Origin of the sequence: Pseudomonas sp. Pseusp16, from assembly GCF_047324915.1 — a bacterium.
Taxonomy (GTDB): domain Bacteria; phylum Pseudomonadota; class Gammaproteobacteria; order Pseudomonadales; family Pseudomonadaceae; genus Aquipseudomonas; species Aquipseudomonas fluorescens_CD.
In genome coordinates this window covers 4,002,700-4,024,068 of the sequence record NZ_CP168522.1, presented here as the reverse complement: position 1 = coordinate 4,024,068, position 21,369 = coordinate 4,002,700, and the positions used below count along the sequence as shown (strand labels likewise).

General features: G+C 60.3%; 19 protein-coding genes. 11 read left to right on the top strand and 8 right to left on the bottom strand.

Annotated features, from left to right (window positions below; all coding sequences use genetic code 11):
• Window positions 1–109 precede the first annotated feature (109 nt).
• Together ACEN8Q_RS18305 and ACEN8Q_RS18300 are read left to right on the top strand one after the other, a co-directional pair.
• On the top strand, window positions 110–1,258 hold the full coding sequence (locus ACEN8Q_RS18305) for a pyridoxal phosphate-dependent aminotransferase (protein ID WP_413420824.1): 1,149 nt from the start codon (window positions 110–112) through the stop codon (window positions 1,256–1,258).
• Window positions 1,246–2,037 carry an amidohydrolase gene (locus ACEN8Q_RS18300; RefSeq protein WP_413420822.1) on the top strand — a complete coding sequence of 264 codons (792 nt, stop codon included), beginning with the start codon at window positions 1,246–1,248 and terminating at the stop codon, window positions 2,035–2,037. Before ACEN8Q_RS18305 ends, ACEN8Q_RS18300 begins: the two co-directional genes overlap by 13 nt.
• Before the next feature lie 179 nt (window positions 2,038–2,216).
• On the opposite strand, the gene leuA is transcribed toward ACEN8Q_RS18300, so the two are convergent.
• The 4 genes from leuA to ACEN8Q_RS18280 form a co-directional block, all read right to left on the bottom strand.
• On the bottom strand, window positions 2,217–3,896 hold the full coding sequence (gene leuA / locus ACEN8Q_RS18295; RefSeq protein WP_413423123.1) for a 2-isopropylmalate synthase: 1,680 nt from the start codon (window positions 3,894–3,896) through the stop codon (window positions 2,217–2,219).
• A gap of 504 nt (window positions 3,897–4,400) precedes the next feature.
• Entirely contained in the window at window positions 4,401–5,222 is an 822-nt protein-coding gene (locus ACEN8Q_RS18290; RefSeq protein ID WP_413703519.1) for a peptidoglycan DD-metalloendopeptidase family protein, read from the bottom strand.
• A 3-nt stretch (window positions 5,223–5,225) separates the two neighbouring features.
• On the bottom strand, window positions 5,226–6,605 hold the full coding sequence (gene xseA / locus ACEN8Q_RS18285; RefSeq protein WP_413423119.1) for an exodeoxyribonuclease VII large subunit: 1,380 nt from the start codon (window positions 6,603–6,605) through the stop codon (window positions 5,226–5,228).
• A gap of 42 nt (window positions 6,606–6,647) precedes the next feature.
• The gene (locus tag ACEN8Q_RS18280; RefSeq protein ID WP_413423117.1) at window positions 6,648–7,538 is read right to left on the bottom strand and encodes a LysR family transcriptional regulator; all 891 of its coding nucleotides are present in this window, start codon (window positions 7,536–7,538) and stop codon (window positions 6,648–6,650) included.
• A gap of 99 nt (window positions 7,539–7,637) precedes the next feature.
• Between ACEN8Q_RS18280 and ACEN8Q_RS18275 the strand changes: the two genes are divergently transcribed.
• Window positions 7,638–8,405, top strand: coding sequence for a sulfite exporter TauE/SafE family protein (locus ACEN8Q_RS18275; RefSeq protein ID WP_413423115.1), 768 nt, complete (start codon window positions 7,638–7,640; stop codon window positions 8,403–8,405).
• Window positions 8,406–8,534: 129 nt separating this feature from the next.
• On the opposite strand, the gene ACEN8Q_RS18270 is transcribed toward ACEN8Q_RS18275, so the two are convergent.
• From ACEN8Q_RS18270 to ACEN8Q_RS18260, 3 genes are read right to left on the bottom strand one after another with little or no spacing between them, the layout of a single operon-like run.
• Window positions 8,535–8,918 carry a DNA polymerase III subunit chi gene (locus tag ACEN8Q_RS18270; RefSeq protein WP_413423113.1) on the bottom strand — a complete coding sequence of 128 codons (384 nt, stop codon included), beginning with the start codon at window positions 8,916–8,918 and terminating at the stop codon, window positions 8,535–8,537.
• Between the two features lie 8 nt (window positions 8,919–8,926).
• Window positions 8,927–9,355, bottom strand: a complete 429-nt coding sequence (locus ACEN8Q_RS18265) for a DNA polymerase III subunit chi (RefSeq protein ID WP_008020283.1) — start codon at window positions 9,353–9,355, stop codon at window positions 8,927–8,929.
• A gap of 60 nt (window positions 9,356–9,415) precedes the next feature.
• Window positions 9,416–10,906: a leucyl aminopeptidase gene (locus ACEN8Q_RS18260; protein ID WP_413423111.1), complete on the bottom strand. Its 1,491-nt coding sequence runs from the start codon at window positions 10,904–10,906 to the stop codon at window positions 9,416–9,418.
• A gap of 407 nt (window positions 10,907–11,313) precedes the next feature.
• Here ACEN8Q_RS18260 and lptF point away from each other — a divergent pair, with 407 nt between their 5' ends.
• The 8 genes from lptF to pdxJ all read left to right on the top strand — a co-directional run bounded on the left by lptF (window position 11,314) and on the right by pdxJ (window position 19,723).
• The gene (gene lptF / locus ACEN8Q_RS18255; RefSeq protein WP_413423109.1) at window positions 11,314–12,432 is read left to right on the top strand and encodes an LPS export ABC transporter permease LptF; all 1,119 of its coding nucleotides are present in this window, start codon (window positions 11,314–11,316) and stop codon (window positions 12,430–12,432) included.
• Window positions 12,425–13,486, top strand: coding sequence for an LPS export ABC transporter permease LptG (gene lptG, locus ACEN8Q_RS18250; protein ID WP_413423107.1), 1,062 nt, complete (start codon window positions 12,425–12,427; stop codon window positions 13,484–13,486). Before lptF ends, lptG begins: the two co-directional genes overlap by 8 nt.
• Window positions 13,487–13,657: 171 nt before the next feature.
• Complete coding sequence (lepA, locus tag ACEN8Q_RS18245; RefSeq protein ID WP_322615950.1) at window positions 13,658–15,457, top strand: translation elongation factor 4; 1,800 nt, start codon at window positions 13,658–13,660, stop codon at window positions 15,455–15,457.
• A 5-nt stretch (window positions 15,458–15,462) separates the two neighbouring features.
• Window positions 15,463–16,317 (top strand): signal peptidase I, encoded by an 855-nt coding sequence (gene lepB / locus ACEN8Q_RS18240; RefSeq protein ID WP_413423105.1) that lies wholly within the window; start codon window positions 15,463–15,465, stop codon window positions 16,315–16,317.
• Window positions 16,318–16,490: 173 nt separating this feature from the next.
• The gene (rnc, locus tag ACEN8Q_RS18235; RefSeq protein WP_007973960.1) at window positions 16,491–17,180 is read left to right on the top strand and encodes a ribonuclease III; all 690 of its coding nucleotides are present in this window, start codon (window positions 16,491–16,493) and stop codon (window positions 17,178–17,180) included.
• Window positions 17,173–18,075 (top strand): GTPase Era, encoded by a 903-nt coding sequence (gene era / locus ACEN8Q_RS18230; RefSeq protein ID WP_008020290.1) that lies wholly within the window; start codon window positions 17,173–17,175, stop codon window positions 18,073–18,075. The genes rnc and era overlap by 8 nt, the downstream gene beginning before the upstream one ends.
• 162 nt (window positions 18,076–18,237) lie before the next feature.
• Window positions 18,238–18,927: a DNA repair protein RecO gene (gene recO / locus ACEN8Q_RS18225; protein WP_413423102.1), complete on the top strand. Its 690-nt coding sequence runs from the start codon at window positions 18,238–18,240 to the stop codon at window positions 18,925–18,927.
• A 49-nt stretch (window positions 18,928–18,976) separates the two neighbouring features.
• Window positions 18,977–19,723 (top strand): pyridoxine 5'-phosphate synthase, encoded by a 747-nt coding sequence (gene pdxJ / locus ACEN8Q_RS18220; protein ID WP_413423100.1) that lies wholly within the window; start codon window positions 18,977–18,979, stop codon window positions 19,721–19,723.
• A gap of 127 nt (window positions 19,724–19,850) precedes the next feature.
• Here the strand turns inward: pdxJ and mltF are convergent, their stop codons facing one another.
• Window positions 19,851–21,311, bottom strand: a complete 1,461-nt coding sequence (gene mltF / locus ACEN8Q_RS18215) for a membrane-bound lytic murein transglycosylase MltF (protein ID WP_413423695.1) — start codon at window positions 21,309–21,311, stop codon at window positions 19,851–19,853.
• Window positions 21,312–21,369: the final 58 nt, after the last annotated feature.

Genomic DNA, 21,369 nt, shown 5'->3' with positions numbered 1-21,369 from the left:
CGTGGGAAGAAGAGGGCGCCGATGGCGCCCTTTTTCATGCCTGCGGTTTGGGCTATCCTCGGACTCCCCCGCGCCGCCGTAGAGCCGGGTGTAGAGCAGGGAACCACCGATGATCACCAGCAAGCTGCCGAATGTCGGCATCACTATTTTCACTCAGATGTCTCAGCTCGCGGCACAGACCGGCGCGCTCAATCTGTCCCAGGGCTTTCCCGATTTCGCGGCCCCGCAGGCCCTGTGCGATGCGGTCGGCCGACATATCGCCAGCGGCCATAACCAGTACTCGCCAATGACCGGGCTGCCGGTGTTGCGTCAGCAGATCGCGGCGAAGATCGCCCGCAGTTATGGCGCGCAGGTGGATGTGGATACTGAAGTGACGGTTACCCCCGGCGCGACCGAGGCGATTTTCTGTGCCATTCAGGCGGTTATCCACAGCGGTGATGAAGTCATTGTGTTTGACCCGGCATACGACAGCTACGAGCCCTCGGTAGAGTTGGCCGGTGGTCGTTGCGTGCACGTGCAACTGGGCCTGAACGATTTCAGTATCGACTTCGAGAAGCTTGCCCAGGCACTGAGCCCGCGCACGCGGATGATCATTCTCAACTCCCCGCACAACCCTAGTGGTGCGCTGATCAGTCGTGCCGAACTCGATCAGTTGGCAGCGTTGATCCGTGATCGCGATATCTATGTGATCAGCGACGAAGTCTACGAGCACCTGGTGTATGACGGCGTGCCCCACGTCAGCGTGCTGGCTCATGAAGAGCTGTATCAGCGTGCTTTCGTGGTCAGTTCGTTTGGCAAGACCTACCACGTCACCGGCTGGAAAACCGGCTATGTGGTCGCACCACCGGCCCTGACGGCGGAATTGCGCAAGGTGCACCAGTACGTCAATTTCTGTGGTGTGACGCCGCTGCAATATGCCTTGGCCGATTTTATGGCCGAGCATCCTGAGCACGTCGAAGAGCTGCCGGCTTTCTATCAGGCCAAGCGTGATCTGTTCTGCGATCTGCTGGCACCGTCGCGTTTCAGCTTCACCCGGGTGACCGGCACCTATTTCCAGCTGGTCGATTACTCGCGGATCCGTCCGGACCTCAATGACGTCGAGATGGCCCTGTGGATGACTCGCGAGCATGGCGTGGCCAGTATTCCGATCTCGGTGTTCTACCAGACTCCACCAGAGGGCCAGCGCCTGGTGCGGCTGTGCTTTGCCAAGCGTGAGGAGACCCTGCGTGAAGCGGCGGAAAAACTATGCGTGATCTGAGTGCATTGCCCAATCTGAACGTGGCGCTGATCCAGACGTCCCTGGCCTGGCACGACCGTCAGGCCAACCTGGAGCATTTCGAGCCATTGCTGGAACAGGCTCGCGGCGCTGACCTGATCATTCTGCCGGAGATGTTCACCACCGGTTTTTCCATGGAGTCCGAGACCCTCGCTGAAGCGGAAAACGGCCCGACCAGCAAATGGCTGCGGGCTCAGGCGGCGCAGCTTGATGCGGTGATTACCGGCAGCGTGATCGTCCAGGCAACCGACGGCAGTCATCGCAATCGCTTGCTGTGGGCGCGCCCGGATGGCGAGGTGTTGCATTACGACAAGCGTCACCTGTTCCGCATGGCCGGTGAACATAACCACTACACCCCCGGCGAGCGCCAGGTGCAGTTCGAGCTCAAGGGCTGGCGAGTGCGGCCGCTGATTTGCTACGACTTGCGCTTCCCGGTGTGGAGTCGTGACGCCCAGGATACAGATCTGCTGCTGTACACCGCCAATTGGCCAGGCGCCCGGCGCCAGCACTGGAATCGCTTGCTGCCTGCGCGGGCGATCGAGAACCTGTGCTATGTGGCGGCAGTGAACCGTATCGGGACCGACGGCAAAGGCTTTGCCTACACCGGTGACAGCCAGGTGCTGGATTTCCAGGGCGAGACGTTGCTCAGTGCCGGGGAGGCTGACGGGGTGTTCAAGGTGGTGCTGGATGCTGCGGAACTGGCAGCCTATCGCACGCGGTTTCCGGCGAATCTGGATGCGGATACCTTCGAGTTCACCTGAAATCTTTACTGTCTGACAGGGCCTCTTCGCGAGCAAGCCCGCTCCCACATTTGGATTGCGTTCCCCTGTGGGAGCGGGCTTGCTCGCGAAGGGGCCGGGAAAGGCACCACAAAAATCTGCAGGCAAACAAAAAGGCCCCAAGGTTCGCACCTTGAGGCCTTTTGCATTTCAGCGATGGGTTACGCCGCTTTCGCTTCCGGCTGGCTCAGCGAGCGGTTCAGTGCGCTGAACAGGGCCTTGAAGCTGGCGGTGGTGATGTTTTCGTCGATGCCAACGCCATGCACCGCGCGTTCGCCGTTCACACGCAGTTCAATGTAGGCCGCGGCCTTGGCATTGGTGCCCGCGCCGATGGCGTGCTCGTTGTAGTCCATGATTTCCACCGGTACCGGCAAGCCGGCCACCAGCGCTTCCAGGGCGCCGTTGCCCTTGCCGCGCCAGTGCAGATTGGTTTCGCCCTGGCCTTTGCTGGCCACTTCCACTTCAACGGAGCTGTGGCCGTTTTCTTCCTGCAGGCGATGGCTGACCAGCGCGTACGGGGTGTTGGCCTGCAAGTACTCGCTGTGCAGCAATGCGTGGATTTGCTGGGCGGTCATTTCCAGGCCCAGACGGTCGGTTTCACGCTGCACGACCTGGCTGAACTCGATCTGCATGCGACGCGGCAGGCTGATGCCATATTCCTGTTCCAGCAGGTAGGCGATACCACCCTTGCCCGACTGGCTGTTGACGCGGATGACCGCCTCGTAGCTGCGGCCGATGTCGGCCGGGTCGATTGGCAGGTACGGTACTTCCCACAGTGCGTCCGGTTTCTGCTGGGCAAAGCCCTTGCGGATCGCATCCTGGTGCGAGCCGGAGAACGCGGTGTGCACGAGGTCGCCGACGTATGGGTGACGCGGGTGCACCTGGATCTGGTTGCACTCTTCGACGACTTTGCGCACGCCGTCGATGTCGGAGAAGTCCAGTTCAGGGTCAAGGCCCTGGGTGTACATGTTCAGGGCCACGGTCACCAGATCGACGTTACCGGTGCGCTCGCCGTTACCGAACAGGCAGCCTTCGACACGGTCGGCACCGGCCATCAGGCCCAGCTCGGTGGCGGCAACGCCGGTGCCACGGTCGTTGTGGGTGTGCAGGCTGATGATCACGCTGTCACGACGGTTGATGTGACGGCCAAACCATTCGATCTGGTCGGCATAGATGTTCGGGGTCGCGCATTCGACGGTGGCCGGCAGATTGAGGATCATCTTGTGCTCGGGCGTCGGGTTCCACACTTCGATCACCGCGTCGCAGACTTCCTTGGCGAATTCAAGCTCGGTGGCGCTGAAGGTTTCCGGCGAGTACTCGAAAGTCCACTCGGTTTCCGGTTGCTGGGCGGCATATTTGACGAACAGCTTGGCCGCGCTCACGGCGATTTCCTTGATCCCGTCCTTGTCCTGGTTGAAGACAATGCGGCGGAAGGAAGGGGAGGTCGCGTTGTACAGGTGAACGATGGCTTTCTTCGCGCCGCGCAGGGATTCGAAGGTGCGCGCGATCAGGTCTTCACGGCCCTGGGTCAGCACCTGGATGGTGGTGTCATCCGGGATGTGGCCACCTTCGATCAGGGTGCGCACGAAGTCGAAGTCGGTTTGCGAGGCGGCCGGGAACGACGCTTCGATTTCCTTCACGCCGACCTGCACGAGGGTTTTCCAGAAGCGCAGCTTCTTGACGGCGTCCATCGGTTCGATCAGCGACTGGTTGCCGTCGCGCAGGTCGGAACTGCACCAGATCGGCGCGGCAGTGATGGTTTTCGATGGCCAGGTGCGATCCGGAATGTCGATGGTCGGGAACGCGCGGTATTTCGAAGACGGGTCTTTGAGCATGCTCATCAGGAAATCCTTATTGTGTGGGCCGAAAAAAGGCGGCCTGCCGGTGGATCAAAAGTTCTTGGCGTAACGCTTGGGACGAGGCACCACGATTCAGCCCGGCAGTCGTGCGCTGACGAGGCACAGGCTGCGGTGCTGGCGGAGCTGAATGAGGGTGTGAGAGGTTTTCATGCCTTCAACCCTAACCGCGGGGGTGAAGGTTGGCAAGCAGTCGAAAAAAATTGAGAGGAATACTCGTGAACGAGTGTTTATCGAGATTTTATTGCTGTGATTGGCAGTGATTGTTTTGTTGTTTGCGCGAGGTTTGAGCTGTGCGCAATTGTGTAAAGCAGGATTTCGGGGGGCGGGGTTGGGGGCAGCCTTGGGTTTTTCTGGTGACTGCAATGCCGTCTTCGCGAGCAAGCCCGCTCCCACAGGTTTTTTGCAGTGAACACAAATGTTGTGAACACCGCCGGACACTGTGGGAGCGGGCTTGCCCACGAAGAGGCCATCAGCCTCGCCAAGGATTCAAGGCTGGAATGCGCCAATAAAGATGGCCGGATCCACCCGCGCGTCGTTCAGGCTGATGTTCCAGTGCATGTGCGGTCCGGTCGCGCGGCCGGTTGCACCGACTTTCCCGACCACCGCGCCCCGAGCCAGTTGTTGCCCCACCTTCACGTCGATTTTCGACATGTGGCAGAACATGCTGATAAAGCCCTGACCGTGGTCGACGAACACCGTGTTGCCGTTGAAGAAATAGTTGCCGATCAGGATCACTTGGCCGCCCGCCGGGGTCTTGATCGGTGTGCCAGCCGGCACGGCGAAGTCCAGGCCAGCGTGGGGGTTGCGCTCTTCACCATTGAAAAAGCGACGCACGCCGAATTTGCTCGACAGCGGCCCGTTCACCGGTTTGTCCAGCAGCAGGTTACTCGGGGTGTTGGGGCTGAACGTGCGGTAAGCGGCAATCTGCTCGGCCAGTTCACGCTCGATACGCTTGAGATTTTCCGGGTCTGGATTGACCTGCTGGGTGTTCTTCAGAGTGATGCGCTGTTCCGGGTATTTCTTGTTGCCAACCGTGAAATCCAGATTACGACCGCCGCTGCTGACCGATTGAGTCCCCGGCTTGACCGTCAGCGGCACGCCGACGATGGCCAGCCAGTTGTTCTGTTCTTTCACGACCAGGACGGGTTTGCCTTGATAAGTGGCTGTTGGCACCTGGGCAGACGTGCCCAGGTCCACCACCGCAACGCCGCCCGGTACCGGTTTGTTCAGCAGCCGGGTGATGTAGCTGTCGGCGTGGGCGTTGACGGTCAGGCACAGCAATAGCAATGGAGCCAGGAAACGCGGCATGGATCAATCCAGTAAAGAAAGGGTGACAGGTGTCAGGTGATTGTCTTCGACCCGCACTTGCAGTTCGCCTTCGCCCAGCTTGGCCTTCAGGCGCTGGCCGGTATGGGTTTGTGCGGCGCTGCGGATCGCGTTGCCGCGCTCGTCCAGCAAAATGCTGTAACCACGGCCGAGCGTTGCCAACGGGCTGACCACATGCAGTGTCTGCATCTGGCTGTGCAATTGCAGGCGACGACTTTTCAGCCCTTCGCGGATGGCGCGCGGCAGGCGTTCGGCCAGGCTGTCGAGACGCTGGCGAAGCAGTGCCAGTTGCCGGCCCGGATGTTGTGCGGCCAAACGGGTTTCCAGGCGGATCAAGCGTTCGCGACGGGTGTTGAGGCTGCGCTCGAACGCGCGGCGCATGCGCATGTCCAGGTCATCCAGGCGTTGCGCTTGCTGGCGCAGGCGCTCGCCGGGATGCCGCAGGCGCCGGGAAATGCCTTCCAGGCGTAGTCGATCGCGCATCAAGCGGTCACGCATGCGCATCACCAACCGTCGGTGCAGGCTTTCGACTCGGCGCACCAGATCGCTGGAGTCCGGGGCCAGCAATTCGGCGGCAGCGGAAGGGGTGGGCGCGCGAACGTCGGCCACGAAGTCGCTGATCGACACGTCGGTTTCATGGCCGACGGCGCTGACAATTGGCGTCACGCAAGCATCTACGGCGCGGGCCACGGCTTCTTCGTTGAAGCACCAGAGGTCTTCCAGCGAACCACCGCCGCGGGCCAGGATCAGTGCGTCGAAGCCGCGGGCATCCGCCAGTTTCAGGGCGCGGACAATTTGCGCGGTGGCTTCGCGGCCCTGTACGGCGGTGGGGATCAGCGTCAACTGCACCTGGGGTGCGCGACGGCGGAACACGCTGATGATGTCGCGGATCACCGCCCCGGTGGGCGAACTGATGATGCCGATGCGTTGCGGGTGCGCCGGCAGCGGGACCTTGCGCTCGGCACTGAACAGGCCTTCGGCGCTGAGCTTTTCCTTGAGTGCATCGAAGGCCAGGCGCAAGGCGCCATCGCCGGCCGGCTCGACGGTGTCGAGGATCAGTTGATAATCGCCGCGCCCTTCGAACAACGAGACTTTGCCGCGCACCTTGACCGCGAGCCCGTCCTTCAATGCCTGGCGAACCCGTGCCGCGTTCTGCCGGAACAGCGCACAACGGACCTGGGCGCCGCTGTCCTTTAGGGTGAAGTACACATGGCCGGAAGCCGGGCGGGCGAGGTTGGAGATTTCGCCTTCGACCCAGATGTTGCTGAACACGTCTTCGAGCAACACCCGCGCACGGCCGTTGAGCTGGCTGACGGTCAGGACTTCGCGGTCCAGGCCGAGTCTTGCAAAGGGATCTTTAATCATGGGGCGCAGTTTAAAGGCATTCTTCAAGTGAATGCACGACCCCTATATCACCAAATGCTCGAGGAACTGTTGAACCAGTGCCGTCGGGTGTTTGCGGTACGCCAGAGCGACGCTGCTATGACTGCCGGGATCTGCCAAAGGCAGGAAATGAACGTCGGGTGGCGCAATGTCCTGCATCGATTCCGGCAAGAGGGCTATACCAAATCCCGCTTGGATCAGTTGCAGTTGCGTGGTTTTACGCGACATTACCCGAGCTGCTTTGGGAAAGAAGCCCTGGCGCATGCACAACTCGGCAGACAGGTAGCTAAGACCGCCTCGCTGGGGATGCGGGATGGAAATAAACGCTTCGTCGCGTAGCTGCCCCAGGTTGATTTGCTGCCCGGATTTGTCCCTGGCCAGCCAGTGATCGGGCGGGACTGCCACCAGTAAAGGTTCGTCGTAGAGCGGGTCGATCTGCACCTCTTCACACTGACGGAGCACTGGCAGGCGCAATAGGCCGATGTCCAGTCGGCCGTCTGCCAACTCTTGCAGCTGCGCCTCGGAAGACAACTGAGCGATGTCCATGGACACGCCGGGATGATGTTCGAGATAACGGTCGACGCTGCGCAGCAGTCGGCCGCTCATGGGTACAGTGCTGGAATGGCTCAAACGTAAGGTGCCGTGTTGACCATTGCCGATCCTGGTGGCCATGTCGCTGGCCTTGATCAGCTCGCTCAACAGGTTTTTGGCGCGGGGTAAAAAAGCCTCGCCCGCTGGTGTGAGTTGGGGCCGCCGTGCAGTACGTTCGAAAAGTGGGGTTTGCAGGTGGACTTCCATGTCCTTGATTTGCCGGCTCAGGGCCGACTGGGCGATGAACAGACGCTCGGCTGCGGCGCCGAAACTGCCGCATTCAGCGATTTCAACGAAGTAACGCAGTTGCCGGATTGAAAGCACAAGGCATGCCTTTTTGAGATGGGTCAGTGACTTTGATGATATTAGTCGCAACGCTCAGCGATGGCTAAAGTCAGCGAACTTAAATAGAGGAGCGCTGCAATGAGCGCATTGACGTTGTTGAGCCAATGGCCTTTCGGCGTAGTGGATTGGCTGGTGATTGGCTTTGGCATTGCCCTGGCCTACATCGTGTTCGGCATCGCCGGTTTCGGCACCGCGCTGGTGGCGGGGCCGATTCTGATTCTGTTCATGCCGCTGTCGAAGATCGTGCCGTTGCTGGTGTTGCTCGATTTTGTCGCGGCATTCGGCAATCTGCTGCCGTCGCGGCGCGATGTGGCGAGGCCGGAGCTGTTGCGGTTGCTGCCTTGCATGGCGGTGGGGTGCACGCTGGGGGTGATTTTCCTGCTGAACCTCAAGTCCGACCTGTTGTTGCTGTTAATGGGGCTGTTTATCAGCGCCTATGCGATCTACAGCCTGTGGGTCAAAACCCGGCCGACGCAGTTGTCCGCGGTGTGGGCACTGCCAATGGGGACGGTGGGCGGAATGTTTGGCGCCTTGTTTGGCAGCGGCGGCTTTCTCTATGCGATCTACTTGAACAGCCGTTTGCCCAAGGAGGCGGCCCGGGCCACCCAGAGTGCATTGATCAGTTGCAGTACGGTGGTGCGTTTGAGTCTGTTTGTTATCGCCGGTGTGTATGCCGATCTGCCGTTGCTGGTGCTGGCGGTTTGTCTGTTGCCGGCCATGGCGCTGGGGCTGTGGGTCGGTCGGCGGCTGACCATGCGCTTGTCCCGCGAGGCGTTCGTGCGGCTGGTGACGTGGCTGGTGCTGGTGAGCGGGATCGCATTGATCGGGCGCTACCTGAGCACCTGAATGTTCGGTGCAGACCTGTAGGAGCGAGCTTGCTCGCGATGGACGTGAGGGCGACGCGTTTTATCAGGAAACACGCGTTATCGTTAGCGCCCATCGCGAGCAAGCTCGCTCCTAAATACAACCGGCCTCTCAATCGTTGTACTGGCTCAACAACCGCTCCAGCCGTGCACTGAGGCGGCGTTTGATTTCGGTCTCGATGTGCGGGGCGAAATCGTCGATCACGTCTTGCATGATCAACTGCGCGGCGGCGCGCAGTTCGCTGTCCAGGTGTAGCAAGTCATCCGGCTTCTTGCTGGCGGCAGGTTCAACGGTGGGGGCAGGGGGTGTCGGTACCACGGGCGGCGAAGGCTCGCTCACGGCGTCGAACAACATGGGAATCTGTTCCTGGTCACCATCCTCGACCGTGTCGGTCAGCAGGGGCGGTTGCAGGTTGTCATCGCCGAGCAATTGGCGGATCGACTCGAGGTCGTCCAGCAGGTGCGCGGACTGTTGCAGCGGTTTTGGAGTGTCCATTGGAAGGCTCAGAGTCGCTGTAAACGGTGATCTTGCAGAGGATAGCCCTGTTCGCGGTAGAAACGGAAACTCTCCCGCGCGGCCTGGCGAATCGTCGGGTCTTCCACCACCACTTCCGCCACGCGGGCGAAACGCTGGGCGAAGGCCGGGACTTTCAGGTCGAGGTTGACCAGCAAATCCTGATGCTGACCGCAATCGTCACCAAGGCCCAGGACAATCAAGCCATCCGGTTCGCTTTCGGCGGGGCCGTGGGGCACGAAGCTTTCACCCTTGAACGTCCAGAGGCGTGCGTCGAGATCGTCACGCTGGGCAGCGTCGCTGCAATGCAGGTAGACACGGTGGCCCATGCGCCAGGCTTTTTCGGTGAGCTTGCAGGCGAAATCCAGGCGTGCCGAAGGATCGGCGCTGGGCAGGATATAGAAGTCGACTTTGGTCATTGCAGTTCCTGAGCCTTGAGCAGCGCCACCTGAAAGTAGCGCCACCCAAGGTCATCGGTTTCAGGCCTTGGCGCGGTCCAGCAGGTATTGGGTCAATAGCGGAACCGGACGGCCAGTGGCGCCCTTGTCCTTGCCGCCGCTGGTCCATGCGGTGCCGGCGATGTCCAGGTGCGCCCAGTTCAGGTTCTTGGTGAAGCGCGACAGGAAGCAGGCCGCGGTGATGGTGCCGGCTTTCGGGCCGCCAATGTTGGCGATGTCGGCGAACGGGCTGTCCAGCTGTTCCTGGTACTCATCGAACAGCGGCAGTTGCCAGGCGCGGTCGTCGGCAGCCTTGCCGGCGCTCAGCAGTTGGCCGATCAGTTCGTCGTTGTTGCCCAGCAGGCCCGACGTGTGGGAACCCAGGGCGACTACGCAGGCGCCGGTCAGGGTCGCGATGTCGATGACCGCTTGCGGCTTGAAGCGCTCGGAGTAGGTCAGTGCGTCGCACAGCACCAGACGGCCTTCGGCGTCGGTGTTGAGGATTTCCACGGTCTGGCCGCTCATGGTGGTGACGATGTCGCCCGGGCGCGAAGCGTTGCCGCTTGGCATGTTCTCGGCGCAAGCCAGGATGCACACCAGGTTGATCGGCAGCTTCAGTTCCAGCACGGCACGCAGGGTGCCGAACACGCTGGCGGCGCCGCCCATGTCGTACTTCATTTCATCCATGCCGGCGCCCGGCTTGAGGCTGATGCCGCCGGTGTCGAAGGTGATGCCTTTGCCGACCAGCGCATACGGCTTCTCGGATTTCTTGCCGCCGTTGTATTGCATGACGATCAGGCGTGGTGGCTGGGCGCTGCCCTGGCCCACGGCGTAGAACGAGCCCATACCCAGGGCCTTGATCTTCTTCTCGTCGAGGACTTCGACCTTCAGGTCCTTGAATTCTTTGCCCAGGTCTTTGGCCTGTTCACCGAGGAAGGTCGGGTGGCAGATGTTTGGCGGCAGGTTGCCCAGGTTGCGGGTAAAGGCCATGCCGTTGGCGATGGCGGTGGCGTGGGTTACGGCGCGCTGCACTTCAGCCTGAGCTGCCTTGATGGTCAGCAGGGTGATTTTCTTCAGGGAGCGGGGTTCGGCTTTCTGGCTCTTGAACTGATCGAAGGTGTACTCGCCGTCCACCAGGGTCTCGGCCAGCAGGCGAGTCTTGCCATAGCTGTCGCGACCTTTGACGACCAGTTCATCCAGGGCCAGCACCGCATCGCTGCCACCCAGGCCTTTCACTGTGTTGAGGATGCCGGCGATGATTTTGCGGAACGGGCGGTCACCCAGCTCGTCGTCCTTGCCAACGCCCACCAGCAGTACACGCTCGGCCTTGAGGTTCGGCAGGCTGTGCAGCAACAGGCTCTGGCCAACCTTGCCGGCCAGATCGCCGCGCTTGAGCACTGCGCTGATCGCGCCGCCGCTCAATTCATCGAGTTGTTTGGCAACTGCACCGAGCTTGCGATCTTCGCCAACGGAAACCACCAGCGTGGCGGTCTTCAACGTTTCCGGGTTGACGCTTTTTACAACCAGTTCCATGTCCGGGTCCCTGAATTGATGGTTAGCACGCAAGCGTCCGACAGTGGTCTGCGTCGCTTGCTTATAAAATGGAAGGCGCCAATACCGATCGGCGACGAAGGCCGCAGTTTGAACCTCGCCAGCGGCGCCTGACAACCCTCGGCTGCACGATTGTAGGAGCAGCCGGTCGACGCTCGATTGCTCGCGAAGAACCTGAGACCGCCGCGGGGTTTCAGGCTCCCCACGTTATCGTTGACGACCTTCGCGAGCGAGCTCGCTCCTACAGGCGTTTCCATGCATTGCGCAGTGACAGGCGCACCCAATCACAGGATAATGCGCCATCTTTTTTTCGGTGGCCCTGTCTTGCGGGCCGTCCGATACGTTTGCTTGTTTGGCCGCCTTAGCCTGACAACCCTGGAGTGTCTGGTTTGATCGTCTTCCGTTATCTATCCCGCGAAGTCCTGTTGACCTTGAGCGCGGTCAGTGCCGTGCTGCTGGTCATCATCATGAGCGGTCGCTTCATCAAATACCTCGCCCAGGCGGCCTCGGGCCTGCTGGATCCGGGTTCGCTGTTCCTGATCATGGGCTTTCGACTGCCGGGCTTCCTCCAGCTGATCCTGCCGCTGGGGCTGTTTCTCGGGATCCTGTTGTCCTACGGGCGCCTGTACCTCGAAAGCGAAATGACCGTACTCTCGGCCACCGGCATGAGCCAGCAACGACTGGTCTGGATGACAATGTTTCCGGCCACCCTGGTCGCACTCATCGTGGCGTGGTTGAGCCTGAGCCTTGCGCCACAAGGGGCCAACCAGTTTCAGTTGCTGCTGAACAAGCAGGATGCCCTGACCGAATTCGACACCCTGGAGCCAGGGCGCTTCCAGGCCCTGCGCGACGGTACCCGGGTCACCTACACCGAACGCATGTCGGATGACCGGGTCAATCTGGGCGGTGTGTTCATCTCGCAAAAGAACATCAGTTCCAACAACAAGGATCGCGGAATTTCTGTCCTGGTGGCGGAAAAGGGGCGTCAGGAAATTCGTCCGGACGGCAACCGCTATCTGATCCTGGATAATGGCTATCGCTATGACGGCAGTCCGGGGCAGGCCGACTACCGGGCGATCAAGTACGACGAGTATGGTGTGTTGCTGCCAAAACCCGACGTCAGCGACGAAGTCACCGACCGTGATGCGATGCCGACCAGCACCTTGATCGGCAGTGAAGACATTCGCCTGCGCGCCGAATTGCAATGGCGGATGTCGCTGCCGTTGCTGGTGTTCATCGTGACCTTGATGGCGGTGCCGCTGTCGCGGGTCAACCCGCGTCAGGGCCGATTCCTCAAATTACTGCCGGCGATTCTTCTTTATATGGCTTACCTGACCATTCTGATTGCCGCCCGCGGTGCCCTCGACAAGGGCAAGATCCCCGCGGCGCTGGGCTTGTGGTGGGTGCACGGAATTTTCCTGGCCATTGGTCTGGGCTTGCTCTATTGGGAGCCCTTGCGTTTGAAACGGGCGAGTCGCCGCAGTGCACTGGAGGTGGCCCGTGGTTAAGCTGGATCGCTACATTGGTAGCAGTGTGTTGATAGCGATTCTGGCGGTGCTCGGGATCATTCTCGGTCTGGCGACACTGTTTGCCTTCATCGATGAGATGAGTGAGGTCACCGATACCTACACGCTGGTCGACGTTCTGAGTTATGTGACGCTGACTGCGCCGCGCCGGATGTACGAAATGCTGCCGATGGCCGCGCTGATCGGTTGCCTGATCGGTCTGGGCAGCCTGGCCAGCAACAGTGAGCTGACCATCATGCGCGCCGCCGGTGTGTCGATCGGCCGGATTGTCTGGGCGGTCATGAAACCGATGCTGGTATTGATGCTGGCTGGCCTGCTGGTCGGGGAGTACATCGCTCCGCCTGCCGAAACCGCCGCGCAAGCCAATCGCTCGCTGGCCCAGGGCAGTGGCGATGCACAAAGCGCCAAGCACGGCCTGTGGCACCGCCAGGGCGATGAGTTCATTCACGTCAACTCGGTACAGCCCAACGGCATCCTGTACGGTGTGACCCGTTATCGTTTCGATAACGAGCGGCACATGCTGTCGGCGAGCTTCGCCAAGCGTGCCGAGTTCGACACGGATCACTGGCAGCTGACGGACGTCACGACCACGCTGTTCCACGAGCGCAGCACTGAAGTGGTGTCGACCCCGGTCGAGCGTTGGGCCGTGGCCTTGAGTCCGCAATTGCTCAGCACGGTGGTCATGGTGCCGGAGTCATTGTCGATCAGCGGTCTGTGGGGTTATATCCACTACCTGGCGGACCAGGGGTTGAACAACAGCCGCTATTGGCTGGCATTTTGGGTCAAGGTGTTGCAGCCGCTGGTGACTGCCGCCCTGGTGTTGATGGCGATTTCCTTCATCTTCGGCCCGCTGCGCTCGGTGACCCTGGGCCAGCGCGTGTTTACCGGCGTGCTGGTGGGCTTCACCTTCCGCATCGTTCAGGATCTGCTGGGACCTTCGAGCCAGGTGTTTGGCTTCCCACCGTTGCTTTCGGTACTGGTACCGGCGGGTGTTTGCGCCGTGGCGGGGCTCTGGCTGTTACGTCGAGCAGGCTGATGGCGGGCATTTTCCGACCGCTTTGACCATAAGAAACGCCCTTGTCGCAAGACCGGGGCGTTTTTGTAAGTGCCGTCTGACCTGCGAACGTGACGCTTGCGCCGTGGATCAGGTACAATTCCCGGCTATTTTTCGGCGGGCTATGCCTGCAGCCTTTTTGAGTGTTGATCCGTGAGTGATTTGAGTCATATCCGCAATTTCTCCATCATCGCCCACATTGACCATGGCAAGTCGACGCTGGCCGATCGCTTCATCCAGATGTGCGGCGGCCTTGCCGAGCGCGAAATGGAAGCCCAGGTCCTGGACTCCATGGACCTTGAGCGTGAACGCGGGATCACCATCAAGGCGCACAGCGTCACCCTGTATTACAAGGCTCGCGATGGCATCAATTACCAGCTGAACTTCATTGATACCCCCGGCCACGTTGACTTCACCTATGAGGTGAGCCGTTCGCTGGCTGCCTGTGAAGGCGCGCTGCTGGTGGTCGATGCCGGTCAGGGTGTTGAAGCGCAGTCGGTTGCCAACTGCTACACGGCGATCGAACAGGGCCTGGAAGTGATGCCGGTGCTGAACAAGATCGACCTGCCACAGGCCGATCCGGAGCGCGTCAAGGAAGAAATCGAAAAAATCATCGGCATCGATGCCACCGATGCGGTCACTTGCTCTGCCAAGACCGGCCTGGGCGTCGATGAAGTGCTCGAGCGCCTGGTGACCACCATCCCGGCGCCGACCGGCAACATCGAAGATCCGCTGCAAGCGTTGATCATCGACTCCTGGTTCGACAACTACCTGGGCGTTGTCTCCCTGGTTCGCGTTCGCCACGGCCGCGTGAAGAAGGGCGACAAGATCCTGGTCAAATCCACCGGCAAGATCCACCTGGTGGACAGCGTCGGTGTATTCAACCCGAAACACACCCCTACCGCCGACCTGAAGGCCGGTGAAGTGGGCTTCATCATCGCCAGCATCAAGGATATTCACGGTGCGCCAGTGGGCGACACCCTGACTTTGAGCTCGACGCCGGACGTCGACGTGCTGCCGGGGTTCAAGCGCATCCAGCCGCAGGTTTACGCCGGCCTGTTCCCGGTCAGCTCCGACGACTTCGAAGACTTCCGCGAGGCGCTGCAAAAGCTCACCCTCAACGATTCGTCGTTGCAATACACACCGGAAAGCTCCGACGCACTGGGCTTCGGCTTCCGTTGCGGCTTCCTCGGCATGCTGCACATGGAAATCATCCAGGAGCGCCTCGAGCGCGAGTACAACCTGGACCTGATCACCACGGCGCCGACGGTAATCTTCGAGCTGCTGCTCAAGACCGGCGAGACGATCTACGTCGATAACCCGTCCAAGCTGCCGGACCTGTCTGCCATCGAAGACATGCGCGAGCCGATCGTGCGCGCCAATATTCTTGTGCCGCAAGAGCACCTGGGTAACGTCATTACCCTGTGCATCGAAAAACGTGGTGTGCAGGTCGACATGCTGTTCCTCGGCTCCCAGGTACAAGTGACCTATGACCTGCCGATGAACGAAGTGGTTCTGGACTTCTTCGACCGCCTGAAATCCACTAGTCGCGGCTATGCTTCTCTGGACTACCATTTCGATCGTTACCAATCGGCCAGCCTGGTGAAACTGGACGTGCTGATCAACGGTGACAAGGTCGACGCCCTGGCGCTGATCGTGCACCGTGACAATTCGCACTACAAAGGTCGCCAGTTGACCGAGAAGATGAAGGATCTGATTCCGCGGCAGATGTTCGACGTGGCAATCCAGGCCGCCATTGGCGGGCAGATTGTGGCGCGGACAACCGTCAAGGCGCTCAGAAAGAACGTATTGGCCAAATGCTACGGCGGTGACGTCAGCCGTAAGAAAAAGCTGCTGGAAAAGCAAAAGGCCGGTAAGAAACGCATGAAGCAAGTCGGCAACGTGGAAATTCCACAGGAAGCCTTCCTTGCAGTGCTCAGGTTGGATAGTTAGGTCCTATGTCACTAAATTTCCCGCTGTTGCTGGTCATCGCCGTGTTCGTCTGCGGCCTGTTGGCGTTGCTCGATCTGTTGATCCTGGCCCCGCGTCGGCGTGCGGCCATCGCCTCCTATCAGGGCAGCGTCAGCCAGCCTGACATGGTCGTGGTCGAGAAGCTGAACAAAGAGCCGCTGCTGGTTGAATACGGCAAGTCGTTCTTCCCGGTGTTGTTCATCGTGCTGGTGCTGCGTTCGTTCCTGGTGGAACCGTTCCAGATTCCTTCCGGTTCGATGAAGCCAACCCTGGATGTCGGCGACTTCATTCTGGTGAGCAAGTTTTCCTACGGGATCCGCTTGCCGGTGATCGACAGGAAAGTCATCGAAGTCGGTGATCCGCAGCGCGGCGATGTCATGGTGTTCCGTTACCCGAGCGATCCGAACGTCAACTACATCAAGCGTGTGGTTGGTTTGCCGGGCGACACGGTTCGCTACACCGCCGACAAGCGTCTGTTCGTCAACGGTCAATCGATTGCCGAACAACTGGTCGGCTCCGAGCCGGGCACGCTGGGCAGCGCTGAGCTCTACAAGGAAAAACTCGGTGCGGCCGAGCACATGATCCGCAAGGAAATGAGTCGCTACCGCGCAATGCCGGACCATTCGTGGACCGTGCCGGCCGGGCACTACTTCATGATGGGCGACAACCGCGACAACTCGAACGACAGTCGCTACTGGGATGATCCGAGCATTCCCAAGGATCTGCTGGGCATGGTTCCCGACAAGAATATCGTCGGCAAGGCTTTTGCGGTCTGGATGAGCTGGCCGGAACCCAAACTCAGTCACCTGCCGAATTTCTCGCGGGTTGGCCTGATCAAGTAATCAATCACGGCGCTGTTGAACACAGCGCCGAATGCATTTCTGGAACCGACAGAAAGCATGAAACCAATGATATTCAGGACGTTATTTTTGAACACAGCGTTAATTGTCCCAAGCCTGCGCCGCCTCACGGCGATGGCAGTACAATCGAGCCACGAACTCAGCGTGGGTAAACCGTGAGCGTCTCCTTAAGCCGTCTAGAGCGTCAGCTCGGCTACACCTTCAAGGATCAGGAACTGATGGTCCTGGCCCTGACTCACCGCAGTTTTGCCGGGCGTAACAACGAACGCCTGGAATTCCTCGGTGACGCCATCCTCAACTTCGTCGCCGGCGAGGCGTTGTTCGAGCGCTTCCCGCTGGCTCGTGAAGGCCAGTTGTCGCGTTTGCGCGCGCGCCTGGTGAAAGGTGAGACCCTGGCCGTACTGGCCCGTGGTTTCGATCTGGGCGAATACCTGCGCTTGGGTTCCGGCGAGCTGAAAAGCGGCGGCTTTCGTCGAGAGTCGATTCTGGCCGATGCCCTGGAAGCGCTGATCGGTGCGATCTACCTCGATGCTGGCATGGAAGTGGCCCGTGAGCGTGTGCTCGCCTGGCTGGCCGGAGAGTTCGAAGGCCTGACGCTGGTCGACACCAACAAAGATCCAAAGACCCGCCTGCAAGAGTTCCTGCAGTCCCGTGGTTGTGAGCTGCCGCGTTACGAAGTGGTGGATATCCAGGGTGAACCGCATTGCCGGACGTTCTTCGTCGAATGCGAAATCATCTTACTGAATGAAAAAAGCCGAGGTCAGGGTGTGAGCCGTCGTATTGCCGAACAGGTAGCGGCCGCCGCAGCACTGATTGCCCTGGGTGTGGAGAATGGCAATGACTGATACAAACGCAACTCGCTGTGGCTATGTTGCCATCGTCGGCCGTCCGAACGTGGGCAAGTCCACGTTGCTGAACCACATCCTGGGTCAGAAGCTGGCGATCACCTCGCGCAAACCGCAAACCACCCGTCACAACATGCTCGGTATCAAGACCGAGGGCGATGTACAGGCGATCTACGTCGACACCCCCGGTATGCACAAGGGTGGCGAAAAGGCCCTGAACCGCTACATGAACAAGACCGCTTCGGCGGCGTTGAAAGACGTCGACGTGGTGATCTTCGTGGTCGACCGCACCAAGTGGACCGACGAAGACCAGATGGTTCTCGAGCGCGTCCAGTACGTGACCGGCCCGCTGATCGTCGCGCTGAACAAGACCGACCGCATCGAAGACAAGGCCGAGCTGATGCCGCACCTGTCCTGGTTGCAGGAACAGCTGCCGAATGCGCAGATCATGCCGATTTCGGCGCAGCACGGGCACAACCTCGATGCGCTGGAGCGGGTGATTGCCGAGCACCTGCCGGAAAACGATCACTTCTTCCCGGAAGACCAGATCACCGACCGCAGCAGCCGTTTCCTCGCCGCCGAGCTGGTGCGCGAGAAAATCATGCGCCAGATGGGCGCTGAGCTGCCGTACCAGATCACCGTTGAAATCGAAGAGTTCAAGCAGCAGGGCAAGACCTTGCACATCCATGCCTTGATCCTCGTCGAACGCGATGGCCAGAAGAAAATCATCATTGGCGACAAGGGCGAGCGCATCAAGCGCATCGGCACCGAAGCTCGCAAGGACATGGAGCTGCTGTTCGACTCCAAGATCATGCTCAACCTCTGGGTCAAGGTTAAGGGCGGCTGGTCCGATGACGAGCGTGCATTGCGTTCGTTGGGTTATGGCGACCTGTAAATCGTCTGGCAGCACATGGATCTACTGTGGGAGCGGGCTTGCTCGCGAAGAGGATGTAACATTCAGCATTAATGTTGGCTGTTGCACCGCTTTCGCGAGCAAGCCCGCTCCCACATTAGTTTGGGGTTGTCTGTAAAACCGCGATTCTTCATTGAGAGTTCCATGTCCCAAACCCCTCCCATCGGCCAACCCGCCTACGTCCTGCACTCCCGCGCCTACCGTGAAAACAGCGCGCTGGTGGATTTCCTCACGCCGCAAGGTCGGTTGCGGGCGGTGTTGCGCAGTGCGCGGGGCAAGGCCGGGACGCTGGCGCGGCCGTTCGTGCCGCTGGAAGTGGAGTTTCGGGGCAGGGGAGAGCTGAAGAATGTCGGGCGCATGGAAAGTGCTGGCGTTTCCACCTGGCTGAATGGCGAGGCACTGTTCAGTGGCCTTTATCTCAATGAGTTGCTGATTCGCCTGCTGCCCGCCGAAGACCCGCACCCCGCCGTGTTCGATCACTACGCCGCGACCTTGCTGGCCTTGGCCGAAGGTCGTGCACTGGAACCGTTGCTGCGTTCCTTCGAATGGCGCCTGCTCGATGATCTGGGCTACGGTTTTTCCCTGACCAGCGATATTCACGATCAACCCATTGCCCCGGATGGTCTCTATCGCTTGCAAGTGGATGCAGGGCTGGAGCGGGTTTATCTTTTGCAGCCAGGGTTGTTCAACGGAGTAGAGCTGCTGGCCATGGCCGAAGCCGACTGGTCCGCACCCGGTGCGTTGTCTGCCGCCAAGCGTTTGATGCGCCAGGCATTGGCCGTTCATTTGGGTGGTCGCCCGCTGGTCAGTCGCGAGCTGTTTCGCAAGCCGTAGTCTCCCCGTATGCTGTGCACCGAACTTTCTCTTCTTCTGGAGCGCTTCCGTGACCACCAGCACCCGTATTCTTCTTGGCGTGAACATCGACCACGTTGCCACCCTGCGTCAGGCCCGGGGCACCCGTTACCCGGACCCGGTCAAGGCGGCACTGGACGCGGAAGAGGCGGGCGCTGACGGCATCACCGTGCACCTGCGCGAGGACCGTCGGCACATTCAGGAGCGCGACGTTCTGCTGCTCAAGGACGTGCTGCAAACCCGCATGAACTTCGAAATGGGCGTCACCGAAGAAATGATGCAGTTCGCCGAGCGCATCCGCCCGGCGCACATTTGCCTGGTACCGGAAACCCGTCAGGAGCTGACCACCGAAGGCGGCCTGGACGTGGCAGGGCAGGAAGCGCGGATCAAGGCGGCGGTCGAGCGTCTGTCGAAGATCGGCTCCGAAGTGTCGCTGTTCATCGATGCCGATGAGCGCCAGATCGAAGCCTCGCGCCGTGTCGGCGCGCCAGCCATCGAACTGCACACCGGGCGTTATGCCGATGCCGAGACGCCGACCGAAGTCGCTGAAGAACTCAAGCGTGTGGCCGATGGCGTGGCCTTCGGCCTGGCCCAGGGCCTGATCGTCAATGCCGGCCATGGCCTGCACTATCACAACGTCGAAGCCGTGGCGGCGATCAAGGGCATCAACGAGCTGAACATCGGACACGCGCTGGTGGCCCATGCGCTGTTCGTTGGGTTCAAATCGGCTGTTTCGGAAATGAAGGCGCTGATTCTGGCGGCTGCCACAAAAGCCTAAGCCGAACACAAAAAACAATGTGGGAGCGGGCTTGCTCGCGAAAGCGGAGTATCAGCCAACAGAGATGTTGGATGATAAATTGCCTTCGCGAGCAAGCCCGCTCCCACATTTGATCTCGGTTGTTCTGTCAGAGCGGCGCCGGTTCCTGCGCCGGCTTGGTCTTGTCGATCCCCGGAACCAGCAGTTTGCCCTCGGCGACCTGGTCGCCTTCAAGCTGCGGCTGCGTGACCCAGGTCAGGATGTCGTAGTAGCGCCGGATGTTCGCCACGAAATGCACCGGTTCGCCGCCTCGGGCGTAGCCGTAACGGGTTTTGCTGTACCACTTCTTTTCCGACAGGCGCGGCAGGATCTTCTTCACATCCAGCCATTTGTCCGGGTTCAACCCTTCCTTGGCCGCCAGTTTGCGTGCGTCGTCCAGGTGGCCGCTGCCGACGTTGTAGGCCGCCAGGGCAAACCAGGTACGGTCCGGTTCCTGGATCGACTCGTCGAGCTGGTCTTTCATGTAGGCCAGGTACTTGGCCCCGCCCATGATGCTCTGTTTGGGGTCCAGGCGGTTGGACACGCCCATGGCCTGCGCGGTGTTCTGGGTCAGCATCATCAGGCCACGCACACCGGTCTTGGACGTGACGGCCGGTTGCCACAACGACTCCTGGTACCCGATGGCCGCCAGCAGGCGCCAGTCGACTTTCTCTTTCTTGGCGTACGACTTGAAGTGCTGTTCGTACTTGGGCAGGCGTTGCTGCAAGTGTTGCGCAAACGTGGTGGCGCCCATGTAGCCGAGAACGTCGACATGCCCGTAGTAACGGTCCTTGAGGCGTTGCAGGGTGCCGTTTTTCTTGACCTTGTCGAGGTACTCGTTGATTTCGTTGAGCAGGCTGTTGTCGTCGCCCGGTGCGACGGCCCAGCTCTGGTTGCTGGCGTCACCGAGGTCGAAGGCGACCCGGATGTTGGTGAAGTACACCTGGTTCATCGCGACTTCGTTGGAGTCGACCAGCGTCAGGTCGATCTGGCCTTCGTCGACCATGCGCAGGAGATCGACGACCTCGACCGCGTCAGACTCTTCGTATTCGATGCCGGGAAATTTCTGTTTCAGCTGCGCCAGTTGCTCGGCGTGGGTGCTGCCCTTGAGCACCATGATCTTCTTGCCCACCAGATCCTTCGCATCGGTCGGCCGTGACTGGCCGTTGCGGTAGATGATCTGCGGGGTGACGTCCAGGTAGGAATGCGAGAAACGCACCTGCTTCTTGCGCTCTTCGCTGCTGACCAGGCCGGCAGCCGCCAGCACCGGGCCATTGGGCTTGCCTACCTGGTTGAACAGGTCATCGAGGTTGTCGGCGGTCTCGATCTTGAGCTCGACCCCCAGATCGTCGGCGAAGCGCTTCACCAGCTCGTATTCGAAGCCGGTTTCACCGTTGCGATCCTGAAAGTAGGTGGCGGGGCTGTTTCGGGTAACCACCCGCAGCACACCATCCTCCTTTACGCGCTCAAGCGTGTTGGGTTTATCAACACAGCCACCGAGCATCAGGAAGAGTCCGGTTGCGATCAGCCATTTGGCGTACCGCGGACGTAAAGCCGTTGGGGAAAACATCTGCGCAGTATACGCAAAGGACCACGGGCGCCATATCTCGACAGCGAAGGGCTTGTCT